Origin of the sequence: Streptomyces profundus (assembly GCF_020740535.1) — a bacterium.
GTDB lineage: Bacteria > Actinomycetota > Actinomycetes > Streptomycetales > Streptomycetaceae > Streptomyces > Streptomyces profundus.
On the sequence record NZ_CP082362.1, the window covers coordinates 3136411 to 3153225 of the forward strand.

Consider the following 16815-nt stretch of genomic DNA (forward strand, 5'->3'; position numbering starts at 1 on the left):
TTTCAGTCGCTTGTCGGCCGCAGCACCGCGGCCGGGCGGAAGGCCATCAGTCCCTGACCGACGGTCATCACCACCTCGTCACCGCAGCGCGCCTCGCCCTCGACCATCAGCGCCTCGTCGAACACCCGGCCCAACCGGACGTGGTGGGTGACGAGTTCGCCCGGCCACACCGGCCGCGCGTACTCCACGGCCGAGGCGCCGCCGAAGAGCATCACGGAGTCCTCGCCGGCCATCCCGCCCGTCGGCCCGGCGCCGGCGAGCAGCCCGGCGGCCTGCCCCCACGACTCCAGCAGCAGCGCGGGCGGGTAGCCCAGGTCACGGCCCTCGGGCGCGTCCGAGATGTGGGCGTACCACGGCTCGTTGAGCGACACCGCCTTGACCGCGACGATGTGCTCGCCCGGCACGAGCTCCAGGATCCGGTCCACCAGCAGCATCGGGTAGCGGTGCGGCAGCAGCCGGTGGATCTCCCGCTCGATCGGTGTCCGCGCGGCGGTCACCCGCTGGTTCCCATCCGCAGCAGCGCGCAGCCGAGCACGCCGTCCTGGTCCACGGCGACGACCAAGGCGGTCCCGCCGGCGGCGGCCGGATCGCGGCCGGCCTCGACCAGCACCGAGGCGAGTTGGAAGGGCACGGTCACCGCGCCCGCCTCGCCCCACGGCTGGTTCGTCGGCACCCGCCGGGTGCGCTCGTCCTTCAACAGGGCGTCCACCGCGTTCCGTTCGGCGACGCCGAGCGGACCAGCACCGGCCTGGGTCGAGACCGCCCAGACGGTGCCGGGGTCGACGCCCGCGCGGTCGAAGGTCCTGGTCAGGCACTCGGTGAGCGCCGGCTCGACATCGGTGCCGCCGTGGATGCCGGTCTCGACGGCGAGCACCTCGCAGAGCCCGCCGTCCACCTCCTCGGTCCGCTCAAGCAGCAGCACGGCGCAGCCCTCGCCGAGCGGGCCGCTCGGCTCGCCGGCCGGCCGGCCCTGGTGCTCGACCCAGGCGCGGGCGTGGGTGAGCTCCTCGGCCGCGCCGCACAGCACGGTGTCGGCGCGCCCGGCGGCGTGCAGCCGCAGGGCGTAGCGGAGCGCGAAGAGCCCGGCGGCGCGGCCACCGCCGACGGTGGCGTTGGGCCCGGTGATGCCGTGCCAGATGGCGCACTGGGCGGCGGCGCTGTTCATGATGCCGCTCGGGATCTGCGCCGCCTGGACGTAGAAGGGACGCTGCTGGACGAGGGTGTCCCTGGTCAGGTTGACCATCGTCTGCACGCTGCCCGATGTGGTGCCGAGCACCAGCGCCGTGCGGCGGCCCGTGGCGCTGACCCGGCGTCCTGGCACGGCGTCCAGCAGCTGGCGGACGCCGGCCACCGACAGCGCGCTGAGCCGGTCCATGGAGCGGGTGCCCTTGCTGCCCAGCACCTGGCGGATGTCGAAGTCCGGCACCTCGTGGGCGAGTCCGTCGCCGGGCAGCGCTTCGAGGCGGTCGGGGCGCACCGTCCCTGCGACGGCGCCGGCGGTGATCCCGGCGGTGAACGCGTCGCGTTCGACGCCGAACGGCGAGATCGCCGACCAGTCCGAGATGACGAGGCGACTCATCTGTCGCCCTCCCGCTCGCCGCGGAGCGCGGCGGCGACCCGCTCGTCCCAGGTGACCAGGCCGCCCTCGTTGCCGTTGGTCAACTGGCCGTAGCCGTGGGTGATGTCGCCGGTGGCGGTCCGCACCAGATGGCCGTCCCTGGCCACGTAGCAGTCCACCCGGGAGGTGTACATCAGCTGCTTGAAGATGTTCTCCACGGTGAAGACGACATACATGTCCTCCTCGATGAGGGCCTCGTCCAGCAGGGTGAGGCTGGAGTGGGTCACCACCGGAATCCAGTTGTGCTCGTCGAGCAGGGTGCGGATGGAGATGCCGCGCGCGTCGACGAACCGGTGCTTGGCCTCCTCCATCACCCGCAGATAGGCGGACATCTGCATCCGCTCGAAGAAGTGCACATAGGTGTAGGGGACGCGGAACTTCCAGGCGTAGGCGTTGGCGCCCTCGGTCAGCTGGTCGAGCACCGGGTCCCCGGTGTCGGTCGATCCGCCGGAGACCAGCGCGGGCCCGGTCGGCGCGGGCACGGGGGCGCCTGGCTCGGCGCCGCCGATCCGGTCGGTGACAAACGGCTCAAGCCCCTCGGGCAGCGGCAGCCAGCGGGTGAACCTGACCTCGCTCGCGTCCCGGCGCAGCACCGCCCTCGCCGTCGCGGTCACGGCCTTCTTCGGCTGCCCGTCCCGCTCGGCGGTGATGTCGACCTTGAAGGTGAGCTCGGAGGCGCCGTCCTTGGTGGCCGGCCTGACCTCGATGGACACCGTGTCGTCCACGAACAGGGCGGCGGCGAGGCGGCTCTTGATGTGCACCAGGTCGAAGCCGACGCCCTGCTCCTGGTAGAGCGCCCCGACCGGCAGGCCGCAGCGCCTGAAGTGGTCAAGGACGGCCTTCTCGACCAGGTAGTTGACGTGCTTGAAGCCGATGCCGGTGCCGATGTTGGCACCCTCGTAGCCGGGCTCGTGGGTGACCGTCGTCGTCTCGGTGAGCAGCCTCTTCACTGCGGTGCCAGTCATCGGGCAGCCTCTCTCATTGCCTTCGGGGTAGCTCGTGGTGCCCGCCGGGCGCACGCCGGTGGGCGTTTCCAGGAACGCGCGGATTCCGGCGGCGAACCGCGAAGCCTGTTCGATCATGGGGAAGTGGCCGCAGCCCTCGACCGGCAGGAAACGGCCCTGCGGCAGCGCCCGGCTCAACGCCCGGCCCTCGTCCGGCGGGGCCGCGGTGTCCCACTCCCCGGAGACGACGAGCACCGGCAGCCGCACCCGTTCGGTGCGCAGCCACGGGGTGCGCAGATAGTGCTCCAGGAACCGGGTCCAGCCGTAGGGGCCGATCTCCTCGCACACCCGCTCCGCCATGGCGCCGTGCAGCTCCGGGTTGCCCCGGCCGTCCGCGATGACGCGGATGCCCTCCGCCATGGCCTGCCGGAAGGTGTCCGCCATGCCGCTGACCGTGCCCCAGTCGAACTGGTCGGCGGAGGCGCGGTAGAAGGGGCCCGCCAGGACCACGGCGCTCAGCCCGTGGCGTTCGATCAACTCCGGCTCCTCGGAGAGGAGTTCGGTCAGCAGCAGCGCGGAGAACGAGTGGGCGACGACCACGTCGACACGCCCCGTGTCACGCGAGGTCCGCTCGATGGCCTCGCGCACCCAGCGGGTGGCCCCGCCCTCGTGGCTCCAGGCGGCGCCGCCGCCACCGCGCCAGGGCAGTTCGGCCACGGTGCGGGCGGCGTCCGCCGGCAGCGCGGGGCCGAGCCGGTCCCAGACCCGGCCGCTGTTGGCCACGCCGTGCAGCAGCAGATACCGCGGGCCGGCACCCGGCTCGTGGTCGAGGAGCACCGGGCGGTCGGCCGGGCGCACCGCCACGGGCGGGAGCGAACTCCCCGGTTCGCTCCTGGGGCCACTGAGGGTGCTGCTCGCGGCGCCCGTCACGGTGCCGCCGACCGCATCAGGACGCCGGCCGCGTCCTCGCCGGCGCCGCCGCCGGCCAGCGCCAGCACCGCGCCGTCGGGGTTCTCGCGCAGCCGGCCGGTGGCCGCCGCGCACCAGAGCACGCCGAGCGCGCCGGACGAGGCGGGCCCCGGGGGCGCGTCGAGCCTGGCCACACCGGGCAGCGGGTCGCCGTCGAGCTCGCTCTCCGGCGGGTACCAGCCGGCCAGTTCGTCCGCTTCCAGGCGCAGCGCGGCGACCACGCCGGCCACGTCCCCGGTGCGGGCGTAGCGGTCGACGACGGCGAGCGGCGGCGCGCCGCGTTCGGCGGCCGAGGCCGCGGTCTCCAGCACCAGCGCCACGGCGCCGTCCAACCCGGGGCGGCCCGCGAGCAGTTCACGGACCACCGGGTTGTCGGGCTCGGCCCCGAGCACCAGCACCCGCTGGGCCCGGCCGCCGGCCAGCCAGGTCAGCGCCCAGCGGATGGCGTCGAGCCCCGAGGTCGGCCCGTTGCAGACCGTCAGGTTGGGGCCGCGCAGGGTGAACCGGATGGCCACCTCGGAGGCGATGACGTTGCTCGACAGGTTCGGCACCGTGATCGGGCTGACCAGCCGGGTGCTCCCCGCCTCGGCGACGGTCGTCACCACATCGCAGACGGAGTCCAGGTTGCCGTAGTTGGAGCTGGCCACCACCCCCACCGAGGTGGGTTCGGCGGTCAGCGCGGCGGCCCGGCCCTCGCCCTCGGCAAGCCCTGCGGCCCGCAGCGCGTCATGGGCGGCGACCAGGGCGAGTTGGGTGGCCCTGTCCTTGTAGCGCAGCCCCTTCTTGCCGATCCTGGCGGCCGGGTCGACCGGCGTGGCGCCGTCCGTGGGCCCGGTGTCGTCGGCCGCCGCGAGACCCGCGGGCACCAGGGCCCCTGGGAGCGCCAGCCCGACCCCTGTGACCACCGTGGCGCCGCCGCTCGGGGTCTCGTCGCTCATAGTGCCGCCTCCTCAGGCTCGCAGCGCGCGTTCGCGCCGTTCGGCGTTGGTCGCCGGGGACTCCACGACGGCGACCGCGTTGACCCCGCCGAACCCGAACGCGTTGATCTGGGCCAGCGCGACCGGTTCGGAGACCGGCGCCTCGCCGCGCACCATGCGGAACTCCCCGACCTCGTCGATCGGGTTGCGCAGCGTGGCGATCGGCACGACCTGGGAGGTGGCCATGGAGCGCAGGGCGACGATCAGGCTGTGCAGCCCCGAGGTGCCGGAGGTGTGGCCGGTCAGCGACTTGAGGCCGGTCATCAGCGGCACCTTGACGGCCGGGCCGAAGACGGCGCGCATGGCCTGGGCCTCGGTGAGGTCGTTGGCATGGGTGCCGGTGCCGTGCAGCATCACCAGGTCCATGTCGTCCGGTTCGGTGCCGGCCCGGCGGTGCGCCTCGTTCATGGCGTCGGAGATCCGTTCCAGGCTCGGCGCCGTGGGGTGCCCCGCGTCGCAGTTGATGCCGACGCCCCGCACCCAGCCCAGGACCCGGTCGTCCGGGGCGGGTTCACGCCGCAGCACCACGGCCGCCGCGCCCTCGCCGAGGATGGAGCCGGCCCGCTCGGCGTCGAACGGGCGGATGGTGTCGGGCGGTACGGACTGCACCCGGTCGGCGATCCCGAACATGCTCTCCGTGATGGAGTCGGTGCCGGCCACCACCACCGTGTCGGCGGCGCCGGCCGCCAGCAGGTCGGTGGCCATCGACAGCGCGTAGAGGGAGGCGGAGCAGGCGTTGGCGACGGTGTGGGTGTCGGTGGCGCCGAACCGCTCCCGCAGCGCGGTGCCGAAGTGCAGGTCGCCGGCGGTGAGCGGGGCCTGGTCGCGGTGCCACAGCTCGACGGAGCGCAGCTCCCGCAGCCCGGTGCCGACGAGCACGGGTACGTCGCGCAGATCCTCGGGGAGACCGGCGTCGCGCAGCGCCTGGGCGATCGCCTCGACGAGGAACTCGGTCGCCCGCAGCGGCCGGTCGGCGCCCTGCTCGCGGTCGTCCCGTTCGAAGAGGTGGCCGGCGGTGTACCACTCGGCGGTGAAGCCGCGCAGCGGGGCGCGCCCGCTGCGGCCCGCGCACAGACTCTCGAACATCTCGTCGGCGGTGTCGCCGACGCTGGACAGCGCGCCGGCGCCGACGATCGGCCAGGATTTCGTCATCGGGCCACCCCCGCGTCCTCGTAGCGGCTGAGCATCACCACGGCGTTGTTGCCGCCGAAGGCGAGGCCGTTGTTCTGCACGATGCGCGGGGTGGCCTCGACCGCCTCGTTGGGGACGCAGTCGATCCCGCAGTCGGGGTCGGTGGTGCGGTGGTTGATGGTGGGCGGGATGAACCCGCGGGTGATCGCCAGCACACAGCCGATCGCCGCCAACGCGCTGGCCGCGCCCATCGTGTGCCCCAGCATCGACTTCACCGACACCGTCCGCGGCGGACTCTCCCCGTACACGTCCCGGATCGCCCGCGCCTCCGTCACGTCGTTGGCCCGAGTCCCCGTGCCATGCGCCGAGATGAAGTCCACCTCCGACGGCTTGACCCCCGCGTCCTCCAACGCCAACCGCATACAGTCCGCGACACTCTCCTGATGCGGCGCCACCGGATGGTGCGCGTCACAGTTCAACCCGTAACCCAACACCTCGGCATAGATCCGAGCCCCCCGACGCAACGCCGACTCCAGGCTCTCCAACACCAGGATCCCGGCACCCTCACCCGTCAGGATCCCGCTGCGATCCACGTCGAACGGCGCGCACACCTCCGGCGCGATCGTCCCCAACCGGTAGAAGGCGGTGAAGGTCTTGCGGCACATCGCGTCCGCGCCACCGCACAGCGCGAAGTCCACCTCACCCGCCCGGATCGCGTCGAAACCGTTGCCGATCGCGTAGTTGCCGGCCGCACACGCGGTCGGCACCGTCACCGCCTCCACATCGGCCAACTCGAACTCCCTGGCCACCGAGACGGAGACCCGGCTGGCCCGCAGCCGGGCCGCCACGGCGGGCTCCATGCTCGCCGGTCCTTCCGCCAGCTCGGCGCCCACCAGGCGCTCCAGGTCGTAGGACTCGCCGTCGGTGGTGCCCACGGAGACGAGACCGCGCTGGGCGCGCAGCGTCGCGGGGTCGAGCCCCGCGTCCTCGACGGCCATCCGGGCGGCGGCCACGGAGAACTGGCTCGCCCTGCCGAGGGAGTCGGGCGGGAGATGGCGGATCAACGGCTTCGGATCGAAGTCCGTTATCTCGCAACCCTTTGCGTGCGCGAATCCTTCGGTGTCAAATGCGGTGATGGGCTTGGCACCACTCAATCCGGCGCGCAGACCGGATGAGAATTCATCAACACCGATACCGATACTCGATATGATCCCGAGCCCGGTGATCACCACGCGTTGCGCGGCCGGGGCCTTGGGCAAGGAATCGGACGGCCGGGATTCCATCAACCCACCTCTTTCCGAATCGACAGTGAGGGAGGGCTACTTCTTCTCGATCGCCACCTCGACGACCTTGACCACGGCGTTCAGGTTGACCATCTCCGCCAGCTCGGACTGGTCGATCACCACGTTGAACTCCCGCTCAAGGGAGGCGAGGATCTCGATCGCCCGCAGCGAGTCGGCGCCGTACTCCTCGAACAGCCCCTCGGCGGTGACCTCGTCCTCCTCCAGTTCGAGGATCTCGCAGACGATCTCCTTGATCTTCCCGAACCGCTCGTCAACTGGTGCAGTCACTGGATGCCTCCGCTACTTCCGCAAGAACTTCAATGGGTGTGTATGCACCGGCCCGCAGACAACTGGGCACAGTGCTGCCATGCTGCCCGGTAAACATCCTGAGGGCGAGTAATTTCGGGTATCAGGCAGGAAGATGCCATGGATTCGGCAGCATCGAGTCAATTCCCGTACGCGAACCCTCGGTTGCGCTATTCCATCCGGGCGAGGCCGCGCGCCGAACGGCGGGCCACACCGCGGGAGACCACCAGCGGATCCCAGTCGGCGGCCCGTTCCGGCAGCCGGTCGGGATCGCCGATCACGGCGCCGGCGTGCACCTCGCTCATCAGCCGCCGGCCCAGCACCGCGCCGGCGCAGGCCATCCCGCCGACCATCACGCCGGTGATCCCGCTGCCGTAGCGGGAGCTCTGCCCCACCGCGTACAGCCCGGCGATCCCGGTGCCCAGATCCGGGCGGGTGCCGTGGCCGCCCCAACTCGCGATCCCATAGGGGGTGCCGCCCGTGGAACGGGTGTAGCGCTCCTGGGTGAGCGGGGTCGCCGTCTCCAGATGGACCACATGGTCCCGGAACGGGCCGAGCAGTCGCTCGGCGGCGACCAGCACCCGCTCGGTGAACTCCTCCTTGGCCGCGCGGTACGCCTCCTGCCTGCGGTAACGCACCCCGTCCGCCGGGCCGCCCGAGACCCCCCAGGGCTCGTACTCGGGCGGACAGACCGTCATCAGCTGGAAGTTGCTGTGCCCTGGCGGGCACATGTGCCGCGATCCCGGGTCCTTGAGCGAGCTGAAGGAGGCAAAGAGGAACCGCACCTCGTCGGGGAGCCGCCCGGTGGCCAACTCCCGGTAGTAGTCGTCGATGTCCTCGGTGTCGTACCACCAGATGTTGGCCTCGCCCGCCTCGGCGCTGTAGGGCCCGCCCAGCCGCGCGATCTCCCGGTCCAGGGCCACATAGACCGTGGCGAACGGCAGCGTCATCCGCGCCTCGCGGGTCTTGCGGACCACGGGACGCGCCAGATGCTCCTCGCCGACCAGCTCCAGCATGGTGCGCCGGTAGTCGGCGTTGGAGATCACCAGCGGGGCGTGGAACTCCGTCCCGTCGGCCAGCGCCACCCCGCCCACCGTGCGGTCCCGCACCAGCAGCCGGTCCACCAGGCAACGCGTCACCAGCGCGCCGCCGTTGGCCTCCAGTGCCTCGACCAGGGTGGCCGCCAGCACCTGGCCGCCGCCCACGGGGAAGTAGGCGCCACGGATGTAGTGGTCGATCACGGTGGCGTGCATGCCGACGGTGGCATCCTGGGGACTGAGCCCGTAGTTGGGCGACTGCGCGGCCAGCACGGTGCGCGCCCTGGCGGAGAGGCCGCAGTGGTCGAAGAGCGCGGCCAGCGGCCTGCGCCCCCACTCCCGCACGGTCGGCGTCATCGCCAGCATCTCGGTCAACGTCGGCTCGCCCCCGGCCAGCAGCGCGGCGCGCTGTTCGGCCCCGAGCGCCTGGACGATCCCGGTGAACGTGTCCAGCCCCGTGGTCTCCTCGGGCATCGCCTTGGCCAGCCTGGCCCGGTACTCCGGCCAGCTCGCCGGCACGTCGAGGGTCAGGCCGGGCAGCACCACCCGGTCGAAGCAGTCCGGGTCCATCTCCCGGAACTCCACCCGGTCCCGGGCGCCGAGGCCGGCGAGGATCGCCGGCACCGTGCCGTCCGCCCCGCAGTCGCCGACGTAGTGCACGCCCACGTCGAACTCGTAGCGGCGCCGGCGCCGGAAGACATGGCTGTTGCCGCCGGCGATGTCGTGCTGCTCCAGCACCAGCACCCGGCGCCCGGCCGCCGCCAGATAGGCGGCCGAGGTGAGCCCGGCGAGCCCCGCGCCCACCACGATCGCGTCCCACTCCCGCGCCAGTCCGGTCGCGGCCCCCGCCCGCCGGGTCACGCGCCACCCACCCGGGCCAGCGCGGGCGTCGCCGCCGACCCGGCGGTGCCGGGCCGGGGGAAGCGCAGCCGGACGCGGGCGCTCACGCCCCGCGGGTTCTTGACCACGGCGCGGCACTGCCAGCCGGAGTCCACGGACTTCCAGGCGAGTTCGACGGTCACCGGCTCCCCCGGGTAGACCGGATCGAGGAAGCGGGCCGACTCCACGGCGTCGAGGCGCACCAACTCGCCTTCGGCCGGCCGTGGTTCGGGGAAGGCCGCGAGCGCAGCCCGGTGGGCGCACTCGATCAGGCAGACCCCGGGCAGGATCGGGAAACCGGGGTAGTGGCCGGCGAAGACCGCCTCGTCGGCGGCGATGTCGATCCGCGCCTCGGCCTGCGGCGCCGACCCGGCGGCGGCCTCGGACCCGACCAGGCGGATCTCGCCGGCGAGCGCGCGCGGGGTTGCTGGGGACGGCATGAGGGATGTCCTCCGTGTGATGGGGTCCGCGGCCTACGCCGGGCGGGATGTGGGTGCCTGGCCGCCGGTGGGCCGGACGGACAGCACCGCGCAGCCGGCGACGCCGTCCCTGTCGACCGAGGTCACCAGGCCGATCCTGGGCCGGTCGCTCGGCTCGGACTCGGCGTGGACCAGCAGCGAGACGACCTGGAACATGCCGGCCGCCGACGCGGTGTCGCCGATCCGGTCCACGCAGGAGATCCGCCGGGCACCCGTCTCGCGCAGCAGCTCGTCCAGCGCGGCGCCGGCCGCGCCGCCGCCGGCGTCCAGCGGCCCGTCGGCGGCCACCGCCCACAGGTCCCCAGGGGCCACCTCGGCGTCGGCCAACGCGCGGCGCACGCTCGCGACCAGCACCCGGCCCGCCTCCTCGGGGGCGGCGAAGACCCCGGAGCGCACCGCGAGCACATCCGCCAGGCCCCGCTCGGCCTCGGCCTCGACGCGGAGCATGGCGCAGCCCTCGCCGAGCACGGTCGGCTCGTCCGCCGCCGCGCCGTCGGCGGTCCCGCTGTGCCGGCGCAGCCAGGCGCGGGCCGTCGAGTACTCCTCGGCCGCCCCGCACAGCACGGTCCGCGCCCGGCCGCTCACCTGGAGCCGGCGGACGTAGTTGAAGGCCAGCACGCCGGCGGCCCGGCCGCCGGCGACCGTGACATTGGGCCCGGTCAGGCCGTACCAGATCGCGGCGCTGCCGGCGGAGTGGTTCATCACCGTGTTCGGGAAGACGGCCGGGTCCACGTGGTAGGGCCGTTTCCCCGTCAACGAGGTGTGGGTGAAGTCCATCATGGACTGCGCGCTGCCCGTCGTGGTGCCGAGCACCAGGGCCGTGCCGCGCCGCTGCCCCGACTCCTCCGCCTCGGGTTCGCCGGCCAGCAGCTCCCTGATGGTGGCGACCGTCAGGCCGGTGACCCGGTTCATCGAACGGGTCCCCTTCTTGCCCAGCACGGCGCGGACGTCGAAGTCGGGCACCGGGCGGGTGCTGATCCCCGGCACCTGATCGCCCGCCGGCGGCACCGGCTCAGGGGCCGCGCCGGCGAGGATGCCGTCGCGGAACGCCGCCCGGCCCACACCGAAGGGGGAGATCGTCTCCCAGGACGTGATGACCGGCGCCGGCCGGCGAGTTCGCTGGTTCACGCGTCATACCTGCCAAAGATCACGACGGAGTTGTTACCGCCGAAGGCCAGGCCGTTGTTCTGCACGATCCGCAGATCGGCGCGCACGGCTTCGTTGGGCACACAGTCGAGGGCGACCTCGGGGTCGGTGGTGCGGTGGTTGATGGTGGGCGGGATGAACCCACGGGTGATCGCCAGCACACAGCCGATCGCCGCCAACGCGCTGGCCGCACCCATCGTGTGCCCCAGCATCGACTTCACCGACACCGTCCGCGGCGGACTCTCCCCGTACACGTCCCGGATCGCCCGCGCCTCCGTCACGTCGTTGGCCCGAGTCCCCGTGCCATGCGCCGAGATGAAGTCCACCTCCGACGGCTTGACCCCCGCGTCCTCCAACGCCAACCGCATACAGTCCGCGACACTCTCCTGATGCGGCGCCACCGGATGGTGCGCGTCACAGTTCAACCCGTAACCCAACACCTCGGCATAGATCCGAGCCCCCCGACGCAACGCCGACTCCAGGCTCTCCAACACCAGGATCCCGGCACCCTCACCCGTCAGGATCCCGCTGCGATCCACGTCGAACGGCGCGCACACCTCCGGCGCGATCGTCCCCAACCGGTAGAACCCGGTGAAGGTCTTGCGGCACATCGCGTCCGCGCCACCGCACAGCGCGAAGTCCACCTCACCCGCCCGGATCGCGTCGAAACCGTTGCCGATCGCGTAGTTGCCGGCCGCACACGCGGTCGGCACCGTCACCGCCTCCACATCGGCCAACCCGAACTCCCTGGCGATGGCGGCCGAGATGCTGGCCACCGACGCCCGCGCGGCGACCTCCGGGTCCATCGCCTCGGGCCCGCCCGCGAGGCCCTGCTCCACCAGCCGGTCCAGATCGCGGGACTCGCCGTCGGTGGTGCCCACGGAGACAAGACCAGGGAGCGCGGCGAGTTCGGCGTCCGTCAGGCCGGCGTCGGCGACCGCCATCCGCGCGGCGGCCACGGAGAAGCGCGCGGCGCGGCCCAGGCTCGCCGGGTCGAGGGTGCGCAGATGCTTCCCCGCGTCGAAGTCGGTCACCTCGCAGCCCACCGCGTGGTCGAAGCCGGCGGTGTCGAAGGCCGTGATCGGCCGGGCCCCGCTGCGTCCCTGGGAGAGCCCCTGGAGCAGCTCCTCGGCACCGACCCCGATGCAGGACACCGCACCGAGGCCGGTCAGCACGACCCGCTGCCGCCCCTGTTCCGCTGTGGCATCCGGCACGAGATCACCCCCATAACTCGTCGTCCATTCGTTTCGGACAGCGCTCGCCCCACGCGTCTCGGACGGCACCCACCGCGACCGCCAAGCACAACGGCGTGCGCGGCACCCGACCGAGGCTATGTTCGACTTGGCCCTGACCCGCTATGCCATGCAGGGACCTGCCAGCGGGGATGGGGAGGCTCTCGCGCGCTCGGGCAGCTTGCTGCCACGGCGACCCCGCTCGCCGAGAGAGCCTGATTACTCTGGGCCACCCGGCCGCGGCGGCACGCGGCGCTCCCCCGCGACCGACGGCCGTGACGGCGCGTCGCACTCCCGACGGGGGCCGCGAGCGAACGAGCGCCCAGCCAGGACTACGGAAGCGCAGGTCCCGCCTCATGTCTGCCGCCAGCCTGCCAGGACTGATCACCGGACTGATCCTCTTCACCGTCGCCTTCGCCGTGGCCAGCCGACGGCTGTTGGGGCTGCGGATCGGCATCGTCCGGTCGCTGCTGACCGGCGCGGTCGGCAGCACCGTGGTGATGATCCTGAGCGAGGTGCAGAAGGAGGAGCAGAGCGGACTGCTCCTCGGGGTGCAGCTGGGCACCACGCTCGTGGTGGCGATGGCCTTTCTCGCCGGCCTCGAAGTCGTCGCGCCCAGCGGGTCGTTGGGCTGGCCGAACGCCTGGTGGGCGGCGCTGCGCTCGTCGGCGGCCAGGGCCAGGCGCTACTCGGGGATCAGCTCCATCGTGGTCCGGCACGGGCTGCGCCCCTACCTGCGGGGCAGGGAGGCGCGCTCCACCGGCCTCGCCGTGCCGCTGCGGCGGGCCCTTGAGGAGGCGGGCGGCACCTTCGTCAAGCTCGGCCAGGTGCTCGCCACCCGCGACGACCTGCTGCCGCCGGCGCTGGTACGGGAGTTGAGCGTGCTCCAGTACCAGGTGCCGCCGGAGCCGCTGCCCGACATCAGGTCCGAGTTGGTGCGCGAGTACGGCCGGCCGGCGCGGGAGGTGTTCGCCTCCTTCGACGAGGATCCGCTGGCCGCCGCCTCGATAGCCCAGGTGCACCGGGCCAGGCTGGTGGACGGCACCGAGGTGGTGGTCAAGATCCGCCGGCCCGGCATCAGGGCGGGGGTGGAGCGCGATCTGGACGTGATCTGCCGGCTGGCGCGGCAGTTGGAGCGGAGGACGGGCTGGGCGGTCTCCCTGGGCCTGGTCGAGCTGGCGGACAACTTCGCCAGATCGGTCCAGGAGGAGCTGGACTTCCGCATCGAGGCGCAGAACCTGGACGATGTGGCCGATCTGCGGGAGCGCCACTCGGGGCCGCCGCGGGTGCGGCTGCCAGGACGGCACCGGGAGCTGTCCAGCGAACGGGTGCTGGTGCTCGACCACCTGCCGGGCGACCCGATCAGCACCGCCTTCGCCAGGCTCGACGAACTGCCCCGGGACCGCGCCGAGTTGGCCAGGGAGCTGCTGGGGGAGCTGATGCGGCAGATCCTGGTGGACGGGGTCTTCCACGCCGATCCGCACCCGGGCAACATCCTGTTGCTGGCGGACGGCGACCTGGCGCTGATCGACTTCGGCTCGGTCGGGCGGATCGACGCCCAGTCCCGGTCGGCGCTGAAGGCGTTCCTGGTGGCGCTCCAGAGCGGTCAGGCCGCCGCGATGAGCGACGCCCTGCTCGACGTGCTGACCCGCCCAGAGGAGGTGGACACCCAGCGCCTTGAGCGTGACCTGGGCCGGTTTCTGGCCCGGCACTTCAACTCCCGTACGCCGCCCAGCGTCCAGGCCTTCGTCAACCTGTTCCGGATCGTCACGGACCACGGTCTGCGGGTGCCGGCGGAGATCGCCGCCGTCTTCCGGTCGCTGGCCACCCTGGAGGGCACCCTGACCCGGATCGCGCCCGGCTTCGACCTGATGGCGGAGGCCAGGGACCTCTCCACGGAGAACACGCTGGGCGCCGGCCCCTCGCAGCGGTCCGTCCAGGAGACGTTGCAGGGCGAGTTCTACTCGGCGCTGACCATGCTGCGCCGGCTGCCCCGCCGCCTCGACCGGGTGACCCAGGCCATGGAGCGCGGCCAACTGACGGTCAGCGTCCGGCCGTTCGCCGACGCCAGGGACCGGCGGTATCTGCGGTCCCTGATGCACGAGGCGCTGCTGGTGGTCGTCAGCTCGGCCAGCGGGCTGACCGGCGCCGTGATGCTGACCATCGACGACGGCCCCCGGTTGACCCAGCGGATCGACCTCTTCGAGCTGGTGGGCTACCACCTGCTGGTGCTGGCCGCCGTGTTGCTGGTGCGGGCGCTGTCCGTGATCTCCCGGCACAAGGAATGATCCGGCCGGCCGTCGGAAAGCTCGGGCCAGGTCGATCGCTTTACGTTTCCCGCTCTTTCCGCTGATCCCCACACGGGAATTCGCGGAAAACCCTCCGGTCCTCCGACGCGTGAGCGCGTTCGGCCGGGTTCGTCCCGCACGCCCGTCTCCGGAGACTCCGTTCCGTATTGGGGCAGCCCACCGCCGTCGAAGTGGTTCACGTGGATGAGAAGTCGTCCTGACGCCCGCCGGAACGGCGTTCAACGGACGCCGATGGCGCGCCTGCCCCGGGGTTCCGATGTCGCGTCACCCCGAGTTCTCCACCGCGCAATTCCGCCCGTCCAATGCGGCATCAGGACCGGCCTGTGAAATGCGCCACCCCGCGCGGCCCTATTCCGGCCGGGCCGCCGGATGGCGCCGGCCCCGGCGGCTGCCCGTCGCGACGCCCACCGGAGGAGCGGGGATAGCACACCCCCACCTCCCACACAACAAGAATCGCCTGAGTGTTACGGTAGCGACAAAGAGTAACCACTGAGGGCGCCTGCGGCGACCGACGGCAACTCCTCGGCAGCGCTGCGTAGTCGTGAAGCCCCGCGGCACGGTTCCTTTTCACGAAACACTTGCAACTTGCTGCCATCGCGCCGGAAAGAGCTTTGCGTCAGTGGCCTTGGCGGGGGCCGTCATGTTTACTCAGCTACGCGCGATCTGGCCGAGTTGATACTCGTCCGTAGCGCGCCGGGGCCATGGCGCCCTGACCGTGCATTGTCAGGCCGGGTAACGGCCTAGTTCTATATTGAACTAATGGCCCTGTGGGGAGCCCGACCGAGTAGCCGTCGGTCAATGGCGACTGGGCTCCACGACAGAGCCAGACACCATGGGGGAGTACGGGGAGATGAACAAAATGGTAATGACCAGACCATTACGCGTTGGCGTTGGTTTGGAGTCCACCACGCCAGACACAGAAGCGCACGTGGAACAGGCTCTGCTTCAAGCACGCGCGCTGATCAGGACCACCGTCTCGGTGAACCGCCGGCAGATCCGCACGCCGTCGGCGGTGGTGCGGATGGCCGCCGCCCGCCTCGGCGAGCTGCTGGGCGAGCACCTGCCGAGGGCCCAGCACTCCGTCGTGGTCGCGCTCAACGGGGTGAGCGAGTTCACGGACGCGGTGCTGGCCACGCTCAACAGCCTGCCGTCCGAGGTGACGGTCCGGGTGCTGTACACCACGGAGGCGAGTCGGGTCACCTCGGCCAGGCTCCAGCACATCCCGGAGCACGCCGAGGCCAGGGTCTCCAACAGCGACCTGCGCGAGGTGCTGGTCGTCGACGGTTCCACCGCGCTGGTCTGGGCCGACCAGCGCGCTCCCTACCGTCGCGTCACCACCATCACCGACCCGGCGGCGGTCCGCACCGTCGAGTTGCTCTTCGCCAGCGCCTGGACCCGTGGTCACAAGCTCGCCGACCACCTGCGGCTCGGGCCCTGGCTACAGAGCGAGTTGAAGCGGCAGATCCTGCAACAGCTCCGCTTCGGCTACACGGACGAGGTCGCCGCCCGGGAGATCAACGTCTCGCTGCGCACCTACCGCCGCCATGTCGCCGAGATCATGCGGGAGGTGGACGCCAGCTCGCGGTTCCAGGCCGGGGTCCGCGCCGCCCAACTCGGCCTGCTCTCCGGTCTGCCGGCCGTCGACCAGCCACGAGAGGAGACCCCGACGGGAAAGAGCGTCGCTTCGCTCCAGTGATCCTTGAGACGGGAGTCGTACCTTGGACCAGCCGCAACAGCACCAGGACGAGCTGGAGCGTGCCCTGCTCGAAGTCCAGACGCTCATCGACTCGACGGTCGCCATGCATCGGGACCGCCGGTCGCAGGGGGAGCTGATCGAGGTCATCGACGGTGGGTACGGCGCCGTGCTGGAAGCGGCGCTCACCCTGATGCGGGCGACGACCACACACGTCAGCATCGTCTACACCGGCTGTTTCTACGCCAGGACCCCGGACATCAGGCGGGCGGAGCGGCAGCTGATGCTGAGCCGTCCGACCCCTGTCCACCTGCGGTTCCTCTCGGTGCCCGCGCTCCTCCCCGAACTGCCGGTGGACGGGTGGGCCGGGGCCGACGAGGAGTCGCAGGTGTCCGTCCGGGTGGCGCGGATGCCTCCGATGCAGGCGCTGTTGGCGGACGGGCGGGCCGCCCTGGTGGTCACCGAGTCCGCCGCCGGGCACCGCGCCTCGGTCCTCCAGGTGCCCGAACTGGTGGACAGCGTCCGGTCGTTCGTGGACAACGCCTGGCGCAACGCGGCCTCCCCCGGGGAACGCATGATCTTCGGGGACCGGGACAGGGCGCTGCTCGCCCGGCGCATCCTGGGGGCGCTCCAGGCGGGGGTCACCGACGAGGTGGCCGCCAGGGAGCTCAGCATCTCGGTGCGGACCTACCGCCGCCAGGTCGCGGAGATCATGTCCATGTTGGGCGCGACCTCCCGCTTCCAGGCGGGCGTCCGCGCCGCGGAACTCCAACTCCTGCCCCCCACCTCGCCGTAGGCGGGTGGCGCCGGGT

General features: G+C 72.1%; 14 protein-coding genes. 3 read left to right on the forward strand and 11 right to left on the reverse strand.

Annotated features, from left to right (window positions below):
- Window positions 1-2 precede the first annotated feature (2 nt).
- The 11 genes from K4G22_RS13620 to K4G22_RS13670 all read right to left on the reverse strand — a co-directional run bounded on the left by K4G22_RS13620 (window position 3) and on the right by K4G22_RS13670 (window position 11983).
- Entirely contained in the window at window positions 3-497 is a 495-nt protein-coding gene (locus tag K4G22_RS13620) for a 3-hydroxyacyl-ACP dehydratase FabZ family protein (protein ID WP_228080495.1), read from the reverse strand.
- Window positions 494-1579 (reverse strand): beta-ketoacyl synthase N-terminal-like domain-containing protein, encoded by a 1086-nt coding sequence (locus tag K4G22_RS13625; protein ID WP_228080496.1) that lies wholly within the window; start codon window positions 1577-1579, stop codon window positions 494-496. The genes K4G22_RS13620 and K4G22_RS13625 overlap by 4 nt, the downstream gene beginning before the upstream one ends.
- A complete protein-coding gene (locus tag K4G22_RS13630; RefSeq protein ID WP_228080497.1) occupies window positions 1576-3426 on the reverse strand; it encodes an alpha/beta fold hydrolase in 1851 nt (616 codons plus the stop codon). Before K4G22_RS13630 ends, K4G22_RS13625 begins: the two co-directional genes overlap by 4 nt.
- Before the next feature lie 62 nt (window positions 3427-3488).
- Window positions 3489-4469: a beta-ketoacyl synthase N-terminal-like domain-containing protein gene (locus K4G22_RS13635; protein ID WP_228080498.1), complete on the reverse strand. Its 981-nt coding sequence runs from the start codon at window positions 4467-4469 to the stop codon at window positions 3489-3491.
- 12 nt (window positions 4470-4481) lie between these two features.
- Entirely contained in the window at window positions 4482-5660 is a 1179-nt protein-coding gene (locus K4G22_RS13640) for a beta-ketoacyl synthase N-terminal-like domain-containing protein (protein ID WP_228080499.1), read from the reverse strand.
- Window positions 5657-6922 carry a beta-ketoacyl-[acyl-carrier-protein] synthase family protein gene (locus K4G22_RS13645; RefSeq protein ID WP_228080500.1) on the reverse strand — a complete coding sequence of 422 codons (1266 nt, stop codon included), beginning with the start codon at window positions 6920-6922 and terminating at the stop codon, window positions 5657-5659. Before K4G22_RS13645 ends, K4G22_RS13640 begins: the two co-directional genes overlap by 4 nt.
- Window positions 6923-6958: 36 nt before the next feature.
- Window positions 6959-7210 (reverse strand): acyl carrier protein, encoded by a 252-nt coding sequence (locus tag K4G22_RS13650; protein WP_228080501.1) that lies wholly within the window; start codon window positions 7208-7210, stop codon window positions 6959-6961.
- Window positions 7211-7398: 188 nt separating this feature from the next.
- Window positions 7399-9126 (reverse strand): phytoene desaturase family protein, encoded by a 1728-nt coding sequence (locus tag K4G22_RS13655; protein ID WP_228080502.1) that lies wholly within the window; start codon window positions 9124-9126, stop codon window positions 7399-7401.
- The gene (locus tag K4G22_RS13660) at window positions 9123-9584 is read right to left on the reverse strand and encodes a 3-hydroxyacyl-ACP dehydratase FabZ family protein (RefSeq protein ID WP_228080503.1); all 462 of its coding nucleotides are present in this window, start codon (window positions 9582-9584) and stop codon (window positions 9123-9125) included. The genes K4G22_RS13655 and K4G22_RS13660 overlap by 4 nt, the downstream gene beginning before the upstream one ends.
- A gap of 33 nt (window positions 9585-9617) precedes the next feature.
- Window positions 9618-10751: a beta-ketoacyl synthase N-terminal-like domain-containing protein gene (locus K4G22_RS13665; RefSeq protein ID WP_228080504.1), complete on the reverse strand. Its 1134-nt coding sequence runs from the start codon at window positions 10749-10751 to the stop codon at window positions 9618-9620.
- On the reverse strand, window positions 10748-11983 hold the full coding sequence (locus K4G22_RS13670; protein WP_228080505.1) for a beta-ketoacyl-[acyl-carrier-protein] synthase family protein: 1236 nt from the start codon (window positions 11981-11983) through the stop codon (window positions 10748-10750). The genes K4G22_RS13665 and K4G22_RS13670 overlap by 4 nt, the downstream gene beginning before the upstream one ends.
- A 374-nt stretch (window positions 11984-12357) precedes the next feature.
- On the opposite strand from K4G22_RS13670, the gene K4G22_RS13675 reads away from it, so the two are divergent.
- The 3 genes from K4G22_RS13675 to K4G22_RS13685 all read left to right on the forward strand — a co-directional run bounded on the left by K4G22_RS13675 (window position 12358) and on the right by K4G22_RS13685 (window position 16799).
- A complete protein-coding gene (locus K4G22_RS13675) occupies window positions 12358-14289 on the forward strand; it encodes an ABC1 kinase family protein (protein WP_228080506.1) in 1932 nt (643 codons plus the stop codon).
- A gap of 949 nt (window positions 14290-15238) precedes the next feature.
- Window positions 15239-16006 carry a helix-turn-helix domain-containing protein gene (locus tag K4G22_RS13680; protein ID WP_228080507.1) on the forward strand — a complete coding sequence of 256 codons (768 nt, stop codon included), beginning with the start codon at window positions 15239-15241 and terminating at the stop codon, window positions 16004-16006.
- A gap of 22 nt (window positions 16007-16028) precedes the next feature.
- A complete protein-coding gene (locus K4G22_RS13685) occupies window positions 16029-16799 on the forward strand; it encodes a helix-turn-helix domain-containing protein (RefSeq protein ID WP_228080508.1) in 771 nt (256 codons plus the stop codon).
- The last annotated feature ends 16 nt before the right edge of the window (window positions 16800-16815 follow it).